The 19,965-nt window shown below is 53.4% G+C and carries 17 protein-coding genes; 2 read left to right on the forward strand and 15 right to left on the reverse strand.

The features are described from left to right. Positions 1 to 45: 45 nt before the first annotated feature. The 13 genes from HN413_17290 to HN413_17350 all read right to left on the reverse strand — a co-directional run bounded on the left by HN413_17290 (position 46) and on the right by HN413_17350 (position 16,113). Positions 46 to 1,371: a hypothetical protein gene (locus HN413_17290; protein ID MBT3392156.1), complete on the reverse strand. Its 1,326-nt coding sequence runs from the start codon at positions 1,369 to 1,371 to the stop codon at positions 46 to 48. Next, positions 1,368 to 2,072, reverse strand: a complete 705-nt coding sequence (locus HN413_17295; GenBank protein ID MBT3392157.1) for an acylneuraminate cytidylyltransferase family protein — start codon at positions 2,070 to 2,072, stop codon at positions 1,368 to 1,370. The genes HN413_17290 and HN413_17295 overlap by 4 nt, the downstream gene beginning before the upstream one ends. A 1-nt stretch (position 2,073) precedes the next feature. Then, the gene (gene neuC / locus HN413_17300) at positions 2,074 to 3,237 is read right to left on the reverse strand and encodes a UDP-N-acetylglucosamine 2-epimerase (hydrolyzing) (protein MBT3392158.1); all 1,164 of its coding nucleotides are present in this window, start codon (positions 3,235 to 3,237) and stop codon (positions 2,074 to 2,076) included. A gap of 83 nt (positions 3,238 to 3,320) precedes the next feature. Next, positions 3,321 to 4,322, reverse strand: a complete 1,002-nt coding sequence (locus HN413_17305) for an N-acetylneuraminate synthase (GenBank protein ID MBT3392159.1) — start codon at positions 4,320 to 4,322, stop codon at positions 3,321 to 3,323. Then, positions 4,319 to 5,863 carry a hypothetical protein gene (locus HN413_17310; GenBank protein ID MBT3392160.1) on the reverse strand — a complete coding sequence of 515 codons (1,545 nt, stop codon included), beginning with the start codon at positions 5,861 to 5,863 and terminating at the stop codon, positions 4,319 to 4,321. The genes HN413_17305 and HN413_17310 overlap by 4 nt, the downstream gene beginning before the upstream one ends. Before the next feature lie 3 nt (positions 5,864 to 5,866). Further along, positions 5,867 to 7,135, reverse strand: coding sequence for an ABC transporter ATP-binding protein (locus HN413_17315; protein ID MBT3392161.1), 1,269 nt, complete (start codon positions 7,133 to 7,135; stop codon positions 5,867 to 5,869). Next, a complete protein-coding gene (locus tag HN413_17320; protein MBT3392162.1) occupies positions 7,135 to 7,974 on the reverse strand; it encodes an ABC transporter permease in 840 nt (279 codons plus the stop codon). Before HN413_17320 ends, HN413_17315 begins: the two co-directional genes overlap by 1 nt. A 154-nt stretch (positions 7,975 to 8,128) precedes the next feature. Further along, the gene (asnB, locus tag HN413_17325; GenBank protein MBT3392163.1) at positions 8,129 to 10,018 is read right to left on the reverse strand and encodes an asparagine synthase (glutamine-hydrolyzing); all 1,890 of its coding nucleotides are present in this window, start codon (positions 10,016 to 10,018) and stop codon (positions 8,129 to 8,131) included. Positions 10,019 to 10,065: 47 nt separating this feature from the next. Then, positions 10,066 to 11,271 carry a glycosyltransferase family 4 protein gene (locus tag HN413_17330; protein ID MBT3392164.1) on the reverse strand — a complete coding sequence of 402 codons (1,206 nt, stop codon included), beginning with the start codon at positions 11,269 to 11,271 and terminating at the stop codon, positions 10,066 to 10,068. A gap of 103 nt (positions 11,272 to 11,374) precedes the next feature. Continuing rightward, complete coding sequence (locus HN413_17335; protein ID MBT3392165.1) at positions 11,375 to 13,435, reverse strand: hypothetical protein; 2,061 nt, start codon at positions 13,433 to 13,435, stop codon at positions 11,375 to 11,377. Continuing rightward, positions 13,422 to 14,351, reverse strand: coding sequence for a flippase-like domain-containing protein (locus tag HN413_17340; protein ID MBT3392166.1), 930 nt, complete (start codon positions 14,349 to 14,351; stop codon positions 13,422 to 13,424). The genes HN413_17335 and HN413_17340 overlap by 14 nt, the downstream gene beginning before the upstream one ends. Positions 14,352 to 14,434: 83 nt before the next feature. After that, the gene (locus HN413_17345; GenBank protein ID MBT3392167.1) at positions 14,435 to 15,391 is read right to left on the reverse strand and encodes a glycosyltransferase family 2 protein; all 957 of its coding nucleotides are present in this window, start codon (positions 15,389 to 15,391) and stop codon (positions 14,435 to 14,437) included. A 155-nt stretch (positions 15,392 to 15,546) separates the two neighbouring features. After that, a complete protein-coding gene (locus HN413_17350; protein ID MBT3392168.1) occupies positions 15,547 to 16,113 on the reverse strand; it encodes an acyltransferase in 567 nt (188 codons plus the stop codon). Positions 16,114 to 16,257: 144 nt separating this feature from the next. On the opposite strand from HN413_17350, the gene HN413_17355 reads away from it, so the two are divergent. After that, positions 16,258 to 16,860, forward strand: coding sequence for a queuosine precursor transporter (locus HN413_17355; protein ID MBT3392169.1), 603 nt, complete (start codon positions 16,258 to 16,260; stop codon positions 16,858 to 16,860). A 107-nt stretch (positions 16,861 to 16,967) separates the two neighbouring features. Continuing rightward, positions 16,968 to 17,642, forward strand: coding sequence for a rhomboid family intramembrane serine protease (locus tag HN413_17360; GenBank protein ID MBT3392170.1), 675 nt, complete (start codon positions 16,968 to 16,970; stop codon positions 17,640 to 17,642). Positions 17,643 to 17,715: 73 nt separating this feature from the next. Here HN413_17360 and HN413_17365 read toward each other — a convergent pair whose 3' ends face one another. Further along, positions 17,716 to 18,813 carry a hypothetical protein gene (locus HN413_17365; protein MBT3392171.1) on the reverse strand — a complete coding sequence of 366 codons (1,098 nt, stop codon included), beginning with the start codon at positions 18,811 to 18,813 and terminating at the stop codon, positions 17,716 to 17,718. Positions 18,814 to 19,115: 302 nt separating this feature from the next. Next, positions 19,116 to 19,965, reverse strand: an 850-nt coding sequence (locus HN413_17370; GenBank protein ID MBT3392172.1) for a sugar kinase, incomplete at its 5' end; no start/stop codon positions are given.

Raw genomic sequence — 19,965 nt, forward strand, 5'->3', positions numbered from 1 at the left:
AATTGTCAAAAAAATTTATGTCTTTGTGCCTTCGTGGTGAGATTTTTAAACCAATATTTCGCGCCAACGCTTCACACGGCGGGCGATTTCGGCGGGGTTGATAGCATCGCTTTCGTGCGCTGTCCAACCTTGATCCTGGGTTTGGATGCCCAGCGCGGCGAGGGTGTTCTGAAACAGCCGCCAGCCATGTTTGCGCGCCGTACGATACAAACGCTCCGCAGTAACACGTTCCAACTGACGGGCAATTTCCAGTGGCGGCGGGGTGGAAAGTTCACCCTTCGCTTTGACGGTGAGCATGCGGGCGATATTAGCAATGGCGTCGCCGCGGCTCATCATCAGGGGAATGAGCCATTTTTCCAGTTCAACCCAATTCTTAGTGAGTTCTTTCTGCGAGATCGCTGCGAGAAAATCGGTCTGGGTTTCGAGTTGGTCGGTGAGCGCGTACCAATCGGCGTGGAGCAACGCAGGGAAGGGCTGCGGGGCCAGCATATACACCGGTTTGCGAGCAACCGCGCCTTCGAGCATGGTGGTGCTGTACGAAGAGACGACCACATCCGCTGCCAAAATCCACTCGCGCACCGTACCGTGTTTGATGAAATGCAAACGGTTGGGCAAATCTCCGGCGCACTCACGCACCCGCTCGATAAAATTTTGCGCCGGGATCGCCGGGCGGGGACGGATAATAATTTCCAGTTCATCAATTTTCGCAGCTTCCCGCCACCAGATAGAGACAGCACGCAACGAAGCACGAGCAAAATCACGATACTCGTAGGCTTGCTGCGGGTCAAAGCCCCGCCGGATGCGGGCGCGTACCATGTGGTCTTCAAAAAAGGCCCAGCCGTAATTTTCAGGGATGAAAACCCAGCGTTTCCCCGCGTCCAGGCCAAATTGCTTCGCCAACGCTTCACGTTGATTGTCATAATAATCTGCATAGGGCGGGCGGTAGAGCGCATACGAGGGATTGCCGTTGATATAAATATGTTCCGGCGGCACGGCATGGGTTTTTAAATACTCGGCGAAAAAATCACCCCAGGCGTGATACAAAACAAATTTTTGGGCAAACTCGTCTTTGGGCGAGTTCAAATCCTTTTGCGCCTGCCCCAAAACCTGCTCATACGAAAGACTGACATATTCGGCCTGCGGCCAGCGCGCCACAATTTTGTCCAGCCCGGCTTCATGAACAGCGACACAATAGGGCAGGGTCACGACGCGCGGCTGGAAGTTGGTCAGTGTTTCCTCGATGCGATGTGTAATCGAAACGATTTCGACTCTTAGTTCCGTATCGCGCTCGATAATGGCCTTCACCGCACAAGCAATATCCAGCTCGCGGGCGACGTGTTCAACAAAGTAGAGAATATCAACGGATTTCATAGGGAATTTTTCTGGCGCGCCAACCAAAATTCGGCCAAGTCCAAATCTTCAGGCGAATCAATATCTATCGAGGAAGTTGGATCCATCTCATAGGGCAGGGTTTTTGCCCCGTAGAGGTGGTCCTGCTCGAGGGTGGCGCGGCGAATAACGAGCACGGCTGGCCCGTTGCGGGCGTAAACGCGCGGTTTATCTTGCCGCCGAAGGATCATTTCACCGGGTAAGAAGGGTTGCAAACAACCTTCATCGTCGAGTTGCATCACCGAGACGGGGTTGAAGTGATGGGGGACAGCCACAACCGAGACGACAGTATCTGCCCCTTTTGTTAGGAGCAACTCCACCGCCGCGTCAATGTGCTCCGCGCTACGCAGGGGTGATGTCGGTTGGAGCAGCACCAGCACATCCACAGGAAAATCTTGCTCGGCAGCCATCCAATCCAGCGTGTGCTGTAAAACGGGCAGCATGGGGGTATCGTCGGCGGCGAGATAAGCGGGGCGCATGAACGGCACATCGATACCACAGGCGCGGCCAACTTCAGCTATTTCGGGATTATCGGTATTGAGAATCACGCGAGACAACCGCTGACTGCTCAACGCGGCTTCGCAGGTGTAGGCCAGCAGGGGCTTGCCCGCCAGGGGGGTGATATTTTTGTGCGGGATGGCTTTCGAGCCGCCGCGAGCGGGGATGATGCCGAGAATATTCACACTAATACGTCATGCGTTTGTTAATATTGAACTCCGCCGTCGCCAAAATATCGGCGATGCGTTCACCGGCGCGGCCGTCGCCATAGATGGGTTCGGAGGGGTAATGACCATGCTCCACCTGCTGTTGAATGGCGGCCACGATTTGGGCGCGGTCGTAAGCCACATCGATGACGTTCTTACCGCGTTCGCGGCCAATCTGACGCGTGCCCACGTTGACAGCGGGAACGCCGAGAAACGCGCCCTCGCGGATGGCAGCGCTAGAATTGCCAATTTTGCAGGCGCAGTTTTTCATCAATCGCACATAAGTATCTACGGAGAAATTTTTGTAAAAACGGATGTAGTCGTGATTATAGTGTTCACGGAATTTACGCATACCACGGGCAATATCATCGGAACCGGCATCCACATTGGGCCAGAGCATGATGGTGGGCATTTTAAGTTCCTGCAATGCCATCAGGGTTTCGGTAATCTGACGCTCCCCATCGCCATATTCGGTGGTGACGGGGTGCTGCGAGACGAGCAAAAAGGGTTCATCCAGACTAATCTGCCCACCCACACCTTCATATTCCAGCCAGGCTTTTTCAGGCAAGCGATGATTCTCGGATGCAATTTCAGCCACCAAGTCAATGCGCGGACAGCCGGTGACATGCACAGTGGTCGGGTCTTCACCCATGCGGAGAATGCGCGTGGCGGCATCCTGGCTGGCGGGGAAGTGAATATGCGAGAGCTTGGTGATGGCGTGGCGGATATTCTCATCGATGGTGCCAGAAACTTCGCCACCCATGGTGTGCGCCAGGGGGATGTTCATATAGGCCGCGGCGATAGCCGTTGCCATGGTCTCGAAGCGATCGCCCACGGTAACGACGACATCTGGGTTGAGTTGTTCGATCACGCCGGGCAGTTCCAGCAGCCCCAGGCCGGTGGATTTTGCCATCGTGGTGGGATTTTCGCCCTCAATAATCATGTGGACGCGAGCGTCAATCTCGAAGCCGTCGGCGATTACAGTATCTACCACCGCGCCGAAGCGGTCGAGCAGCGCTGAGGCTCCGGCAATAGTCTGTAAATTTAAAGCGGGATGCTGCTGCACGGCGCGCATCACACTTTTGATGCTACTGTAATTGGCTCGTGAACCGACAACGATACATATTTTTCTCATAGGTTTCATCCACAGATTTTTTACCACAAAGACACGAAGGCTCAAAGAAAAAATAAAATTTCGTGTCTTTGTGCCTTTGTGGTGAAGTTTTTTTATCTGAAATCTTCTTCAGCCAGCAAAGCGCCGACTGCTATATCACGCGTAACCTTACGCCCAATGAACTCATCCAGGCGCGCCGCGGAGATGCCAGTACCCGGCTTTTTGATGCCGACCAGCTCACGGGTCAGAATCGTTCCGGCGGGGATGTCCATCGCCGCGACCAGGCTTTTTTCGAAGATGTTCTTCATGTCCTGGTACGGCTCCGTCCGTTTCTCTACATCCGCAGCTAACATGCGTTCAATGGCGCGCACACCTTGCACCAAATCCATCATTTCAGCGGGTTCGAGCGAATGGCGCGCATCGCTGCCATACATCAGACGGCTGAAAGTAAAATGCTTCTCGATTACGACCGCGCCCAGCGTAACGGCAGCAAAGACAGCGTAATTGGTCAGGGTGTGATCCGACAGGCCAACGGGAACGTTGTAACGCGCCGCCATCGCCTGCATCACGTTCAGGCCAACCCGCTCATAGGGCGTGGGATAAGCACTGGTGCATTGCATCACCATCAGGGGGGCGTTGTGCATTTGGATGACGGCCACGGCGCGGTCAATCTCATCCCAGGAGGACATACCCGAAGAGAGGATGGCCGGCTTCCCGAGGCGGGCAATCTTTTCCAGCATGGGGAGGTTGGTAACTTCCCCCGAGGGGATTTTGTACTGCGTCATGCCAACTTCTTCGAGCAAATCCACCGCTTCTTCCGAGAAGGGCGACGACAAAAAAGTGACACCATGCTCGTCGCAGTGCTGCTTGAGTTGTTTCCATTGTTCGAGGGTGAAACCCGTGCGCCGAAAATACTCAAAACGCGGCTCACCTTTGAAGTAGGGCGGCATGGGCGCATCGGGCAGAGTCTCGGCCTCGGGGATATGCGTCTGGAATTTAACCGCATCCACACCACAAGCGGCGGCGGCTTCGATCAACTTGGTGGCATTACCAAAGCTGCCATCGTGTACGGAGCCAATTTCGGCGATGATGAAGACTTTATTTAAGTTTCTCATACGGCTACAAATTCCTGTATGGCTTCAACCAACCGGGCAGCTTTTTCGTCGGCGGTGAGCGGCTTGATTTGTAAATGCGGCTCTACAGAGACATCAATGGCGGTTTTTTCTAGCGCAGAAACGAAGAGCCTGATTTTTTGCTCATCCAATGCATACCCGGTGCGGATTTTTTCCAACGCTGAGAGGCAGCTTTCGTAGGTGTCAATCTGGAAGGTACCTTCACAGCCACGATACCAGGGCAGACCAAAGAGCAGAACCGGCTTGCCACGATGCAGCGCTTCCCAGCCCGCGGTACCGGTTGTGGCAGCAACGGCTTGGGCATGATCGATCAAATCATACGATGAAATATCCAGCGGCACCAGTTGTACATTGGGCAAAGCTGCCAGATCATCGTACAGATCAAGTGAACGCCCGCTTTGGGCGCGAAAATATTTAGCGGGCGTAAACTGCGTCGGATGTTCTTTAACGTAGATTTTCCAATCTTTGGGAACGGCCTTCGACAACATATCCACAATGAGATATTGCTCGACGAACGCGCCTGCCATCGGTGAAGTGGTGCGCTCGGGCTGATAACTCAGGGCAACGAAAATATAGGGCTGATCGAAATCTAACTCAACCGCAAGTTGTTTATAACGCTGTTCCAGTTGACGCATTCGCCGCCGCGATCTGGCTCGAAAAATCTGGTACGCCAGAAAATTCATCTGTGAGTTTTCCAGCTTTTTGTGTTTTTGCTTGACATAGTTCTGGGGCACGGTCACACGGGCGCGCAAAATGCGGATCTGTTTCTTAATATATTGGGCGTACTTCTCAAAATCAAGCAATTTTTGCAGCACCGATTTCTGAGAAGATGTGCTGCCTTGATAAAGCTTTTTCTTTGGGTCGCGGCGAATGTAGATCGGCGCATCTTGGTAGGAGCCCTTGAATGAGTGGATATAGTTTTCCACCTCATCAGAGAGAAAAATATCATCGGGCACAGGATCAGCCAAGAGCTTGTTGTAGAGAGTTTCTGCCGGGGACGCACTCTCAAAGGTTTCCATGATAAAGGTTCTTCCCAAAAAGGGTGTACTTTCAAACATCAAAGTACGGATGCCGCGCTGCTTGCAATATTCGTGCAACACATAGTCGTAGATCATGTGCGGAATGACGGTGAACACCACTATATCGGGCTGGGTCTCGTCGAGGACGGTTTGCCAGTACATCATCAGGCGGTGCAGCAGGCGCACGCGGTCGTTGTAATCGAAAGAGCCTAGCGCATCGTAGCGATCCATCATGCGCAGTAAAAGCAGTTCGGTGTAAGCATTCTGCTGAATTATGGGCTGATCCAGCGGCGCACACAAACGCTCCGCGTATACCGGGGCAGGGATGCCCTTAATGGCATCCAGCAGGGGATGAAAAATCACATCGGGATAGCGGCCCCGGATAATGGTTTCAGCTTCGGGCATCGCGATCCAGTACACCGGCTGCCAGCCATTCTCATCCGACAACAATTGCGCCGTTTTCAGCCAATATTCTTCAAACAGACCCGAATAAATGACTTTCATGGGCTATCCGTTGGCCCCTAAATTCCAGCTGTGCTCGCACAGCACATCACCATCATTAGGGTGTGTGGGAATTTTGCCGCTGCCATAATAATCGCCATCAATCACGTCCAACGTCACGGCGCGAATTAGGCGATCGGCCTTGACGGTACCAATATCGGCCCCGAAATCGAGATAATAGCGCCCGGCCCGCAAAGGGAAACGCGGCACATGGCAAATTAATTCACCTTTCTCCGGGAGCACAGAAAAATCCTGCGCTGTGAGATCCGTGCCCAAACGCAACATACCTTTTGTAAAGGCATCGCGAAGCCAGAGCAAAATCGTGATATTCTGAATTTCTGCTTCCGAGCGTTTGTAGTGCAACACAAAATCCACTGGCTCACCGGAGACCGCTGCATCTACCCGGTCGCCCTGGGGAGATCGCAACTCAAACCCGGTGAAACGGATCGCTCCATTCCCCTTGCGGTCGGAGCGTTCGGCAATGCTCGTGTGCCACTCCCCTTTTTCGCTGGCGTTTATTAAATATTGCTGCACCACGCTGTCTACATCTCCATCGGCGACGGCTTGCCCACCTTCCAGCAATACAGCGCGGGTACACAAATTCTTAATCGCGCCCATATTATGACTCACAAAAACCACCGTGCGACCACTCTCGGCGACTTCGGACATTTTTCCCAACGATTTCTTCTGGAAAGCAGCATCGCCCACGGCCAAAACTTCATCCACCAGCAAAATCTCAGGGTCCAGGTGCGCGGCAACCGCAAAGGCCAGACGTACCCCCATCCCACTGGAATATCGCTTGACCGGTGTGTCAATATAGGCTTCCACGCCGGAGAATTCCACAATTTGGTCGAATTTGCGGTCGATTTCGGATTTACGCATTCCCAAGATGGCACCGCTGAGATAAATATTTTCACGCCCGGTGAGTTCGGTATGGAAACCGGTACCGACCTCGAGCAGGGCACCCACGCGCCCGTAGAGATCAATATACCCCGCGGAGGGTTCTGTGATGCGTGAGAGCACTTTTAAAAGCGTGCTTTTCCCGGCACCATTACGCCCAATCAGACCAATGACTTCGCCTTCAGCAATATCAAAAGAGACATCCTTCAACGCCCAAATTTCCTGCTTCCGGGTGGAAGCTGCGCCGCGCCGTAAGGGTTTGCGCGCTAAATTGACCAGATCATCTTGCAATGTGCGCGAAACCGCTCCGCCGGTGGTAGCGTCAATACGATAGACCTTGCTGATATTTTCAATATGAATCGCCAGTTTACTCATCAGATCACATCCGCAAAACCGCGCTCAATGCGGCGAAATACCATCGCGCCAGAGATAAAAATCAGAATACTCACCGACAGCGAAACAGCGAACGACAGCCAGGAAAACTCACCCTGCCCCAGCAACGCCCAACGAAAACCTTCGATCACGCCCACCATCGGGTTGAGGGCGTAGAGCGCCTCCCACTGTTCTGGAACGATGCTGCTGGAATAGGCCACCGGAGAGGCATACATCCAGGCCTGCACTAAAAATGGCAGCGCGTAGATAAAATCGCGGTAGTGCACACTAAACGCCGAAATCCAGAAACTGACCCCGACCGAAATTAGCAAATTCACCAATACCAAACCGGGTAAGGCCAATAAATTCCATGTGAACGGCGTCTGATAGATCAATAATAATCCCCCCAGAGTCACCAAGCCCACAAAAAAATCGACCAGCACCGAGAAGGAACTCGCAATCGGCAGCACCAGACGCGGAAAATAAACTTTCGAAATCAACTCGCGCCCGCTGACAAGACTGCTCCCAGCGCGTTGCAACGACTGTGCAAACAATGTCCAGGGCAATGTTCCCGCGAAGGCAAATAGCAGATAGGGCGAATCATCCGAGGGCAGTTTTGCCAAAACGCCAAAGATCACTGCGAAAATACCCGATGTTAGAATGGGCTGCAAAATCACCCAGGTTACACCCAGCGCGGTTTGTTTGTAGCGCAGTTTCACATCGCGCCAGGCTAATATCCAAAATAAATCGCGGTACGCCCACAACTCGCGCAAGCGTAACCCAGCCCACCCTTTCGTGCGTTGGATACGAATGTGGATACCACTGGCTAGTTTTTGTGTCATGTATGTCTCATTCGAGTTTTTTCACCACAAAGGCACGAAGAAACAAAGAAAAACTCTTCGCGCCTTTGTGCCTTCGTGGTGAATGTTTGTAAAACAATTTTCGTGGAGTTTGTGTGTTCCACCAGTTGAATTCTGTCACGAAGGGGTCAACCTGTCAAGCGGCCTGCCGCGCCCACAGTTCCAGCACCGCCAGGGCGTAAATGCGCTTGCCATGATCAGCGCGCCCGGCGAGATGCTCTTCGATGAGTTGCTGACGCGGCTGGATGTGGAACCACTCGCTGAGATGACTGTCTGGAGAGAGCAGGATTTGGCGCGACCAATCGGCCAGTGGCCCACGGAACCAGGCCCCGAGCGGAATCCCGAACCCTTGCTTGCCACGTGCCTGGACGCGTGGCGGTAGATCCGCGGCAAAGGCCTGACGTAACAGATATTTGCCTGTGCGGCCACGCACTCGCATGCGCTCTGGCAAACGCGCCGCCCAACTTGCCAACTCGTGATCGAGAAAGGGCGAACGCCCTTCGAGGGAATTCGCCATCGTCATACGGTCAGCCTTGACCAACAAATCGCCCGGCAAATAGGCGTGAATATCCGTGTACAGCGTGCGATCCATGAAGGATTGGGCATGAGCGTTTTCGAATTTTTCGATGAGAAAACGCTCAACCGCGCGTGCGCCAAACTGCGCGGCAAAATCGGGTTTCCACAAGAGCGCCGCCCAATCGGGTGAGAAGTACGATCCCCAGCGCAAAATGCTGGCGCGGGGGTCAATGGCGGCAAGTTGCTCGAGGCGTTTGATCCCATCGAGCAGGCTGCTGCCCACCGGGGCGTTGGCCTTATTGGGCAGCAGGCGCGCCAGAGCGGGAATCAGCTTTTTGGTCAGGATCCGCGGCGAGCGCGCGTAGCGATTCCCCCACGGGTCAAGCCAGTAACGCCAATAGCCCGCAAAAGCCTCATCACCACCATCCCCATTCAAGGCCACGGTGACGTATTCCCGCGTCAATTTTGAAAGATGGTAAAGGGGAATCGCCGACGGGTCGGCAAAAGGTTCGCCGAAATGCCTTGTCAGCGTTGTGAGGGTTTCAGGAATATCGCCGAAGGTGAGGGTGAACTCGTGATGCTCGGTGGCATAACGCTCGGCTACGGCGCGGGCATAGGGCAATTCGGAGAAAGCGCTTTCTTCAAACCCCACCGAGAAGGTCTTCACCGGCTGAGAACTGGCCTGCGCCATCAACGCCACAATCACGCTCGAATCGATCCCGCCACTGATGTGCGCGCCGAGAGGCACATCGCTAGTCATGCGCATTTCGACCGCAGCTTGCATGCGTTGGCGCAACTCGGCGATTAATTCATCTTCGGGGGCATCAAGTTTGGGTTCATACTCTAGCTGCCAGTAGCGTTCAATCGTCAACTGCTCACCTTCAACCGTAAGCGTGTGGGCCGCGGGAAGCTTGAAAATATTTTCGTAGGGCGTAAGCGGTTCGGGGATGTATTGCAGGCCAAGAAATAAATCAATGGCGGGCAGATGAATTTTTGGGCGCTGCGGCAGAGCCTCGAGCAGGCTGGTCAGTTCGGAACTGAAGTACAAGCTGCCGTTCTGATAGCTATAATAAAGCGGCTTCTGCCCCATACGGTCGCGGGCGATAAAAAGTCTTTGGCGGTTTGCATCCCAGATGGCAAAGGCAAACTGGCCGCGCAGATGCTGCACACAGTCGTCGCCATATTCTTCGTAGAGATGGACGATGCACTCGGTATCGGTTTGGGTGCGAAAATGGTGGCCGCGTTGTTGCAGATCGGCGCGCAGGGTTGGGAAGTTGAATATTTCGCCGTTGAAGACAATCCAGACCGACTCATCTTCGTTGGGGATGGGCTGATCGCCGGTGTTGAGGTCAATAATCGCCAGGCGACGCATGGCGAGGCCTACGCCCGGCGCATAGAAAAAACCATCGCCATCTGGCCCGCGGTGAAAGATAGCCGCGTTCATGGCCGCCAGGGTATCCCGCTTGACGGGTTGGTTATTCGAGTGAGTAATTCCGCAAATGCCACACATAGTGAGACGGGGGACAGAAGACAGGAAAGCGACTACCGACCGCCGATTTACAACTCCGAATTCCTGAATGCCAGATCGCCAATTAGCTCCATATATTGCGCCGCAATTTGGCTCCAGGCGTAGTGTGCTTCCACGCGCTGACGGCCCGCAGCGCCCATACGCTTACATCGTTCAGGGTCTACGAGCAGTTGCGCCAAAGCCTGCTGCAAAGCATCCACGTCTTCTGGTGGTATCAGCAGGCCAGTCTCGCCATTCACAACCAGTTCTTCGTTGCCAGCAATGTGCGAGGCGATCACGGGCAGGCCGCAGGCCATCGCTTCCAGAACGGCGTTGGGCATACCTTCGTGCCGCGAGGGAAAGACAAAGAGATTGGACTGGTGATATTCTTCCAACAGGGCTGAGCCATCCAGCCAGTTAGCAAAACGCACACGCGCGGTGATTTGATTTTTCTCGGCAAAAGACTCCAGCCGCGGACGTTGGGGACCATCGCCGACCAGACAGAGTTCCCAGGGATGTGCGTGTAACTCGGCCAGCGCCTTGAAGAGCAAATCCAGCCCTTTTTGATAGACCAGCCGCCCGACGAAAAGCAGGCGCGGCGGTGCATCCTGAGACTTCCGAAGTCTTTGCAATTCCATTTCCGCCGGTAATTCTCTTGTTAAAACTTCGGAAGTCTTAGCCGGAGCATATTTCTGTAAATCTACCCCGTTGGGGATGACGCACAAAGGTACGTCGGCGTCAAACGCACGCGCCAACTCGGCCAGGCCGGCGCTGTTGGCGACAATCATCTGCGCCCGCCGCCAGATCATGCGAATTAGCGGAGCCGCCAAACGATGGTAACGGGCAAAATCATAGGGGCGAAAACCTGGCACATCGCCGCCACGCAACGAGACGATATACGGAACCCCAGCCAGCACGTTTGCCCCCCAGGCCGCCAATCCGCTGGGGATACCGAAGAAAGCCACAATCACATCCGGGCGGCTCTTTGGAAGCAGGCTTAAGGTTCGGAGGGTACTGACCAGCATAAAAACAATTTGCTCTACTGCGCTGGAACGATCTAATTTGCGACGGAAAGCCCAAATGCGCTGAATCTGCACCCCGCCTCGTCGTTCCGTGCGCGGTAAATCGGCATAGGCCGCGGTCAGCACCTGCACATCATGTCCCGCAGCGACCAATTCCCGCGCCAAAAATTCACTGGCATTGCCTGCACCGCCACCGATGGGAGGATATTCGCTGTTGATAATTAGAATTCGCATACGTTTTAACGCAATACCCTAAAGGGCACGGGGTTCGCGAAGACGCCAGGGCGCAAAGATTTTTTCTTTGCGACTTTCCTTCTTGGCGCCTTTGCGTTATTTTTTACGGCAATATTTGCCGGGCTTCATCCAAGGCCGGGCAGTTATCCACATTGGAGCGCGGATAAAGGATTTGCAAATGCACCTGGCGCAAGGTCAGGCGCGGCTCGTAATAGCACAGCAAGGGCCGCGAGACCAACTGCACCCAGAGATTATGTTCCTCGACCCAGGCTTCTTCAGTGGGGTCTTTGTAGTTCTCTAGCACCTGATCGGTGATAATGGCCACAAAGCGTTGATTTTGCACGTCAGCATAGAAAGCGTTCAAATAATCAGCATTGCGCGACATAACCATTTCCATAAAAAAGACTTTTTCGTACTTCGACACAAGCGGCAGGTCAATCTGCTCATCGAAATAGAGCAAGTGGCGTTGCGAGATCAACAAAACCTCACCGCCATCGCGTGCGGCGTAATTGATTTGCTGATGCACCGCATCCAGCGAGGCATTAACCACATTTGAAGCAGGCAAGTCAAACGGCGCGCCGGATTTTAGCGTCAACAAGACCGGTACGACTACCAAAGAAAGCAGCAGCGGCCAGGTTGCAGATTTCCAAAGTCTTACCGAAGTGATTTCCAACGCAGATTTCTTTGTAGAGACTTCGGAAGTCTCCGCGGTAAAACGCCCAAAGAAGAAATACCCGCCCAATACCATCCACAAGGCCAGGTAAGCATCCAGGTTGTGCAAGTTGCTGCCGCCGCCAATTTTCACGCTGACGATTAGACCGCCCGCGAATAAGGCCAACACCAACGCCAGCAACCCCAGCATACGGATTCCCGCCTGCCGACCGCGGCGCGCTAATAACAACCACAACACTGGCAACGAAACCAGCAAGGCATTCAGCACCAACCCCAGTGCATAGGTTTCATTCGGCCACAGACGGTACCATAATAAATCTGATGAAAAACTGGATGTAAATTTTTCGGCATCATTGCCCGACACAACGACATACGCGGCTTGGGTTATAAAGGCCGTCACCGTACCCACCAGCCCCCAAACAGCAGGCGGCAGCAGATAACGCCACCAGGGTATTTCATTCTGCGGCGCTTCGAGCAAATAGAGCATCGCTGCCAGCATCGCCGGAACCGGGAACCAATTCAGACGGCTGACTCCTGCCCATACCGAAGCCAGCACGACCACCAGCAAATTGCGCCAGAATTTTTTGGCATCAAAGCCTGCAAAAACGATCATCAACGGTATGGCCAGATGATAATACACCGGCCCCTGGAACAGGAATAGATAACCCCAAAAAACTATCATCCACAACACAAGCGGATTTTTCAAGCGTAAACGGCGGGCAAAGAGCCAGGCCGCCCCCAAAGTGAAAAACACCCACAAGACAACCTGCCACAGGCGATGTCCCCAAAGCGGAATGCCATCGATCAAAAAGGGCAACGATTGCATCAGATAGCGCGTGGGGTGCAGCACGGAAGGCGGCAGTGCCATGCCATACACTTTTTCGGCAAAAAACAGCGACGCATAATAAAAACGGCTGGTTTCCGACCAACTCAGGGAAAAAGGATAAGCGCTGATGCTCAGCCCGAAGGTGGCGATCTGGTAACTGAAGGCAATCAATAATCCGGCGACCAGCGCCGCGGCGCGCAGTTTCAAACGCGCATCGGCTACGCGCAAAGCAAGCGCGCCCATCAATGTCAGGATCAGATATACCAAAAGCCGTGGGAAAATATCGGCGAGCAGATCGCTCATCAGGGCCAGCACCAGGGCTGGGTACAGCGCAATGACGAAAATAATACCCCCGAAGCCCAGCCAGCGCAGGCGGCGCACACAACGAGGGAAACGCACCCACTTGACGAAGAGACGCCCCCCGAGGGAAGTCCGCATAAATGCGGCCAAACTTAGGGTTAAAACTCCAAGCCCGTAAAGGCCGATCACCAACCACCAGCGTTGCGCCCGCAGAGTAAAAATCGCACCAAGGGCCAGGAGCTGCTGCGAAATCTGGTATGCCGATCCGCTAAATAATCCAGCAAAAACGATTAACAACCACGTTAGATCATTACGCGGTTGGCGGGATTCAAAAATCGCTTCCAAACGGGGTTCAGGCGAGGTCATTTTTATCTCTTGCCGCCATGATCGCAGGCACAAAAGCCGCGCCGGGCAAACTGGCAAACATTTGCAGGGTACGGATCAGCAAGGCAATCGTCAGGCCGCTTTGCAAAGAAATACCACCCACATTGGTATAGATGAGCGTCACGGCGATTTCTTGCACGCCATAGCCGTTGATCGAAATCGGCAGCAAGGTAATCAGGTAGACAAAACTCCACAACCCGGCAATCAGGCCAAAGGGAATGGGGTCGTGCATCTCGCGCAGCAACAAGGCAATGGTGGTGTAAAGAAAGAGCATGTGCAAGCTGGTCATCGCCAGGGAAAGTAACAACGCGGCGGGCTGGCGTTTCCACAAACCAAAAGCGCCGAAAAGTCGATTGAGCAAGTTCTTCACCCGCAGCCAGAGACCGCCCAACCCGGCAGCAGCCAGCGAGGATTGAAAAGCGTCTCTCCAGCCCTGATCGAGGATCAACCAGTTCCACAAGGGCGCCGCGCCGAAAGGCACCGCCAAGGCCATCCCCAGCAGGCCAATCAGCCGGTCTACCACCAGGGAGGCGGCGCTAATGGGGCCATCAAGCTTGAGTTGCACCGCGCCCGCCAGACGTACAACATCGCCACCAACTGTGGTGGGAAGAAAATTCGAAGCGAATAATCCCGCAAACGTGAGCTGGGCGGTTTTTTTATAGGAGACTTCCATCTCCGGAATCGAAAGTAGAAAATACCAACGCCCAGCAACCGCCAGCCGGGAAAACAAGGTCAGCAATAAAGCCAACACAAGATGCCACCAGGAAATTTGCGCAATCGCCGCCAGAATATCGCCCCATCCCTGGCGGGTGAAAAGATAACCCAGCAAGGCCAGGGTCAGCAGAGTCCCGGCCCAACGGAGCCAGGTTCTTTTTTGAGAGGGTTTTAAAGAAGACATGATGGGAAGTCAGAAATGCAGAACGATGAATGATGAATGCAGAATATTCACCGTTCAGCATTCATCATTCATCATTTTTCTCCCTACTCCTTACTTCCTACATTCAGTTTACGCCGCACGGTATACGTCGGCTTCTTCTGCGATTCGTGATAAGTACGTACCTGTAATTCGGCAATCAGGCCCATGAGAATAGACTGGAAGCCCATAATCAGGAGAATCAGGCTGACTGGAAAAAAAGGCGATTCGAGTACAGAGACCAATGTCACAATGCGCCGAATCACCAAAAAAGCCAGCAAGCCCGTTCCAGCGGCCATCATAGCCATACCGGGGCCGCCAAAAAGATAATTGGGTTTGTGTCCGTAGCTAATCAAAAATTTGACTGTCAGTAAATCGAGGATCACCTTGAGAATTCGCTCCAGACCATACTTGGTTTTACCAAATTCGCGCGGGTGATGTCGCACGGGGACTTCGATAATTTTTGCGCCAACATATCCGGCATAGGCGGGAATAAAACGGTGCATCTCGCCATACAGGCGGAAGCCGGTAATCACATCGCGGCGATAGGCTTTAAGCGTGCAGCCGTAATCGTGCAGTTTAACGCCCGTAACCCACGAGATCAGTCCATTGGCAATGCGCGAGGGCAGCGTGCGCGTGAAAAAAGTATCCTGACGCTTGATGCGCCATCCACTGACCACATCGTAGCCTTCATCCATTTTTTCGAGCATCATCGGGATATCGGCGGGATCATTCTGCATATCGGCATCCATCAAGACAATCACATCACCCATCGCATAATCCAGCCCGGCCGCAATCGCTGCCGTCTGGCCGAAATTGCGCCGCAGGGCAACCACACGCGTGTGCTTCGTATCCGCCTCGGCCAATTCGGCCAGCGCATCGGGGCTGCCATCCGTGCTGCCATCATCCACATATACAATTTCCCAAGGATACGAAATCACGCCAAGCGCTTCATTCAGAGCGGCATGTAATTTCGGCAGGCTCTCTTTTTCATTGTAGACAGGAATTACAACAGATAGTTCCATAAGTTTTTCTTCAGACCTCCGAGATTTTCACAAAACCGGTCTGCAAAGATTTTTTCGCTGAAATCTCGGAGGTCTTTCAGCGAAATCTTCATTATCGATCCGACAAACATCAGGCATTGTAGTTCAGGCGTTGGCGATGGTCAAGCTGTGCAAAATCAGGCTTCCGGCTCATCCAGGGAGCGAATCAACCGGGCCGGGATACCACCAAAGAGAGAGTAGGCTGGCACATCAGCCGCGACTACCGCCCCGGCGGCGATAACGCTGCCACGCCCAATGGTGACTCCAGGCAAGATGGTGACACCAGCCCCAAGCCATACCTGATCCTCAACAACGACCGAACGTGGTTCAGCAACTCGATGACCCTGCGCATCCGCCACCAGCGCATGATGGATGGTTTCAAAAGAGCAACGCGGGCCAATATAAACACTTTTGCCTATCGTGATTGTTGCGGGGGGGCGAGCCGCAAAACGAGCATGACTATTGATGAATGTATCGCGCCCAATCGTTACGTTTCCAGCCGCGCCAATTGGACGCATTTCAACTGGCGCCCAAATCTGTACAGGGTATTGAATCTGCATTCCAGCGAGTTTCAAAACCAAAGCCCGCAACGCGTCTGCCGTGTGCAAACGCGGCAAGTGATTTGCGATCCAAAGAAAGATTGCCTCACGAAACACTTGAAAGTGAAAATCTTTTTTGAGTACATCGAGAGCTTGCGAAAACATTGAAACTCCAACAGACAGGTAAATTCCTGAACAATTTTTTACAATACAGCGCAGGAATAGTATACTTGATTGCGCTACAGAAACCACTGCTTTCCCATAACCATACATTTTATAAACGCAATTATTTTTATTTGGAGTGCAATTATGTTGACCGCTATTCTTACCTCAGCTGCGTATGTGGCCTTTCAGATGATGGCCGATATTGCCAGCCTGCGGATCGTGATGATCGCCGGATTTTCAATTGACGCCGGGACATTCGTTTACCCCTTCACCTTCACGCTGCGCGATATGGTGCATAAAGCTGCCGGGATCAAAGCTGCCCGCGCTCTGATTGTAGCCGCAGCCGTTATTAACCTTTTAATGGCCGGGCTTTTCTGGCTGACATCCATTCTGCCTGCCGATATGGCTGTGGGGCCTCAAAAAGAGTTCGGCATGGTGCTTGCCCCCGTCTGGCGAATTGTATTTGCCTCAATTATCGCCGAGGTGGTCTCTGAGTTGATCGACACCGAGGGCTACCGCCTGTGGGTCGAAAAAGTCACCCATCACTACCAGTGGGCGCGCGTGCTGATCAGCAACAGTCTGAGCATTCCCGTAGATAGCCTGCTCTTTGTCTGGATTGCTTTCGGCGGGGTAATGCCCGCGGCGGTGGTCTGGTCGATCTTTTTGAGCAATCTCATCATCAAAGGGCTGACCACCCTCATCAGCCTGCCGGGTATATATCTGGTGAAAGAGAATTCGCAATTGTAATAAATTCCACCACGGAGACACAAAGAACACGGAAAATCGCTGCATTTTTACAAAAAAAGCTCTGAGCCTTGTGCATCTCTGTGGTTAGCCCATATAGGAGTTCAAAAATGATCCCCATTCGAGATGAAATCCCCACCCGTCGTTTTCCGCTCATCAATTACACTTTAATTGCACTGAATGTGTTGGTATATCTCTTCCAGAGTATGCTAGGCCCCAACGAGCAGGCGCTGGTCTACGAATTTGCACTGATCCCCTTCTCGTTCACAACCAGCATCAGCCTGGGCGACATTACGGATATTTTCACCAGCATGTTCATGCACGCCGGACTGGCGCATATTGGTGGCAACATGCTCTATTTGTGGATTTTTGGCGATAATGTGGAAGACCGCATGGGCCGCGGACGCTATTTGCTCTTTTATCTCATCGGGGGCATCGTGGCTTCATTGACACATATCCTCACCAACCCCGGTTCGCAAATTCCTACCGTGGGAGCCAGCGGCGCGATCGCCGCGGTGCTGGGCGCGTATCTGGTGTTGTACCCTCGAAGCCGGGTGCTGACTCTCGTTCCCCTGGGATTTTTTATCCGTATGACCATGCTGCCTGCCTCGCTTGTGCTCGGTCTGTGGTTTGTGCTGCAATTTTTCTCTGGCGTGATGTCGCTCGGCGGCCCGGATGTGGGCGGGGTGGCCTTTTGGGCGCATATCGGCGGATTCGTGGCAGGGATGCTTTTAGCGAAGGTCCTTGCCAGGCGCGAAGATCCACTGCAAGTGAGATACTGGTAAAAGAAGACGGGAGGCAGAGGACGGATGACCAGTGAAATATCTCTCGGTCATCTGTCTTCCGTCCCCCGTCATCCTAATGTGCTGGTTTAAAAATATCGCCCGAAACAATCCCTTGCACGGTGCGCGCGGCTACTATCCCCCAGATGACAAGGAACCCAACCAATGATGCCAACCCAATCCACTGGAAGAAAGCCGCCTGCGTAGCCTGAAAAACAACCCCGGTCGAGACAACAAAGGCCCCGAAGGGGAAGGTAAAAGCCCACCAACTCATCGCAAAAGGCAGCGGGGATTTACGATGCTGGCTCAGGGTGGCCGTGATTGCCAGCAATAGCCAGAAAAATGCAAATCCCCACAAACTGATGCCCGCCGCTTTAGCCAAAATAGCGATCGTTTGGGTGGCTGTTTCAGGGGCGGTGAAGAAAATCGCCAGTGGCTGGATAATTTTTATTGCGATAATTGCCAAAATCGCCGTGGGGGCGATGCCAATCCAGATTGTGGGGGCCAAATGCGAAGGGGGCAGTTCATGGAACATATAGCGCGAGAAAACGGTCGTCATCACAAATAGAAATAGAATTCCGCCGATGCCCAAAAAGATCAGGCTGGCAAAAAAATTGATCGCACCCATCAGCGTACCGGCATATTCCACCGCCAGGCTATTGCCCAACACAGGCACAATCAGCGCCGAGACGGGAGGAATCAGCCAGCCCAGGTTGCCGACTTTCCAATCCAGGTTTTGGCGGTGAAAATAGATATTGAGCAGCGCCAACGCAAAACCGCCGATGCCCAGCGTACCCAAAATCCACAGGACCTGGAGCATGGGGAAGAGAATGGCTTCTGGTAGAAAGAGTGGGCCAGCTTTCTCGAATGCAATGCCCAAAATAATCAACGAAATCGGCATGGTGGGGAAGAAAGATGCTGAAACCGGATGATGTAGTTCATCACGCACAGCATCGAAGTGCAGAATCCAGCGTAAAATCCAGGGAATGAAAATCAGCATGAACATAATTGCCGCCAGCCCAAGGAAGAATAATTGCAAAAAATTAGCAAAGAGCAGGCTGTCGCGGAAGACAAAAACTTCCACAACGAAAACGGCGGTACCCATAACCGAGGCGAACCACCCAGGGGCAAAATTTCGGATGATCCCCATTTTTGTCGAATGCTTTTCTGTCATCAAGAATACTCCTTAGTTGCGCGCGAAAAAACAATACATTGTTGGAAATTATATAGTTGTCAATAGCAGCTTGAACAGTTTTTACATCAACTTGATCGTCACCCTGAGCGAATGCGAAGGGTCTAGCGCAGCGAAGGGCGTTTTGCTGGATGCTTCGGCTACACCTCAGCATGACAATCCATTTTTTTTATAATGTTCAAGTTTCTATTGACGATTACACATTTTTGAAAATTAGATGCAGAGACAGAGATTTGGTCGCGGAACAGATGGAGGACAGAAGACGGGAGACCGGGGAAGCTATATCACTCCAGCCAGGCTTCGATAGCCCCCAGGCGCGTGCAGACCCGCGCCCCGGCCTGATTGCCAGCCTGACAGGCCTGGACAATATCCGCGCCACGGCTGAGGGCTGCGACCAGGCCGGCAGCAAAAGCATCGCCTGCGCCGGTGGTATCCACGACATCCACTTTGAGGGCAGGAATCCGTTGGGGCACAGAATCCACATCGAGGTAGCATCCGTTCTCCCCCAATTTGACGATTACGCCTCGGGCGCCACGCTCCCTAAATTTCTGCGCCGCCAGCGCCGGATCACGTTCATCCACCAGACAAAAGGCCTCATAATCATTACACATAAAATAATCCACTTGCGGCAGGGCAGCCCACAAAGCGGCGCGCAATTGGGGATCATCCATACGATTATTAAAAACCACATCCAGGCTAGTCGTGATGCCCAAAACACGCAGGGTGGACAGCTTTTCATCGAGCAGAGCAGAGAGATTGGGCAACACGAAGAAACCGGAAATGTGGAAGTGGCGCACCCCGGCAGCGGCGATGGTCTGCGGATCAATGGCAGCGGCGGTCAGACCACGATTGGCGCCGGGCGTGTAGACAAAACGCGGTTGGTAGTCGCGATCCACTAGGCCAATGCTGACGCCGGTGCTGCCCGGGGTGCGCTGTACGAAGCGCGTATCTAACCCCACGCGTTCCCAATAACGGAAAAGCATTTCAGCCGTATCATCATCACCGGTGTGGGCGATTAGGCCGGTGGACACACCCAGCGCAGCCAGCCCGATGGCAACATTGGATGCACAGCCGCCCGGCGTGACAGCGACTTGCTCAAAAGAGAGCGAGTCGCGCCGCGGAACATCATCTACG

This window comes from Chloroflexota bacterium (assembly GCA_018648225.1).
Lineage (GTDB): Bacteria > Chloroflexota > Anaerolineae > Anaerolineales > UBA11858 > NIOZ-UU35.

Coding starts and splice junctions, on each gene's coding strand:
- HN413_17320 (MBT3392162.1), bottom strand. CDS start 7,974: ATGACACAAAAACTAGCCAGTGGTATCCACATTCGTATCCAACGCACG.
- neuC (MBT3392158.1), bottom strand. CDS start 3,237: ATGAAACCTATGAGAAAAATATGTATCGTTGTCGGTTCACGAGCCAAT.
- HN413_17360 (MBT3392170.1), top strand. CDS start 16,968: ATGATCCCCATTCGAGATGAAATCCCCACCCGTCGTTTTCCGCTCATC.
- HN413_17305 (MBT3392159.1), bottom strand. CDS start 4,322: ATGAGAAACTTAAATAAAGTCTTCATCATCGCCGAAATTGGCTCCGTA.
- HN413_17345 (MBT3392167.1), bottom strand. CDS start 15,391: ATGGAACTATCTGTTGTAATTCCTGTCTACAATGAAAAAGAGAGCCTG.
- HN413_17350 (MBT3392168.1), bottom strand. CDS start 16,113: ATGTTTTCGCAAGCTCTCGATGTACTCAAAAAAGATTTTCACTTTCAA.
- HN413_17290 (MBT3392156.1), bottom strand. CDS start 1,371: ATGAAATCCGTTGATATTCTCTACTTTGTTGAACACGTCGCCCGCGAG.
- HN413_17310 (MBT3392160.1), bottom strand. CDS start 5,863: ATGAAAGTCATTTATTCGGGTCTGTTTGAAGAATATTGGCTGAAAACG.
- HN413_17330 (MBT3392164.1), bottom strand. CDS start 11,271: ATGCGAATTCTAATTATCAACAGCGAATATCCTCCCATCGGTGGCGGT.
- HN413_17355 (MBT3392169.1), top strand. CDS start 16,258: ATGTTGACCGCTATTCTTACCTCAGCTGCGTATGTGGCCTTTCAGATG.
- HN413_17365 (MBT3392171.1), bottom strand. CDS start 18,813: ATGACAGAAAAGCATTCGACAAAAATGGGGATCATCCGAAATTTTGCC.
- HN413_17315 (MBT3392161.1), bottom strand. CDS start 7,135: ATGAGTAAACTGGCGATTCATATTGAAAATATCAGCAAGGTCTATCGT.
- asnB (MBT3392163.1), bottom strand. CDS start 10,018: ATGTGTGGCATTTGCGGAATTACTCACTCGAATAACCAACCCGTCAAG.
- HN413_17340 (MBT3392166.1), bottom strand. CDS start 14,351: ATGTCTTCTTTAAAACCCTCTCAAAAAAGAACCTGGCTCCGTTGGGCC.
- HN413_17335 (MBT3392165.1), bottom strand. CDS start 13,435: ATGACCTCGCCTGAACCCCGTTTGGAAGCGATTTTTGAATCCCGCCAA.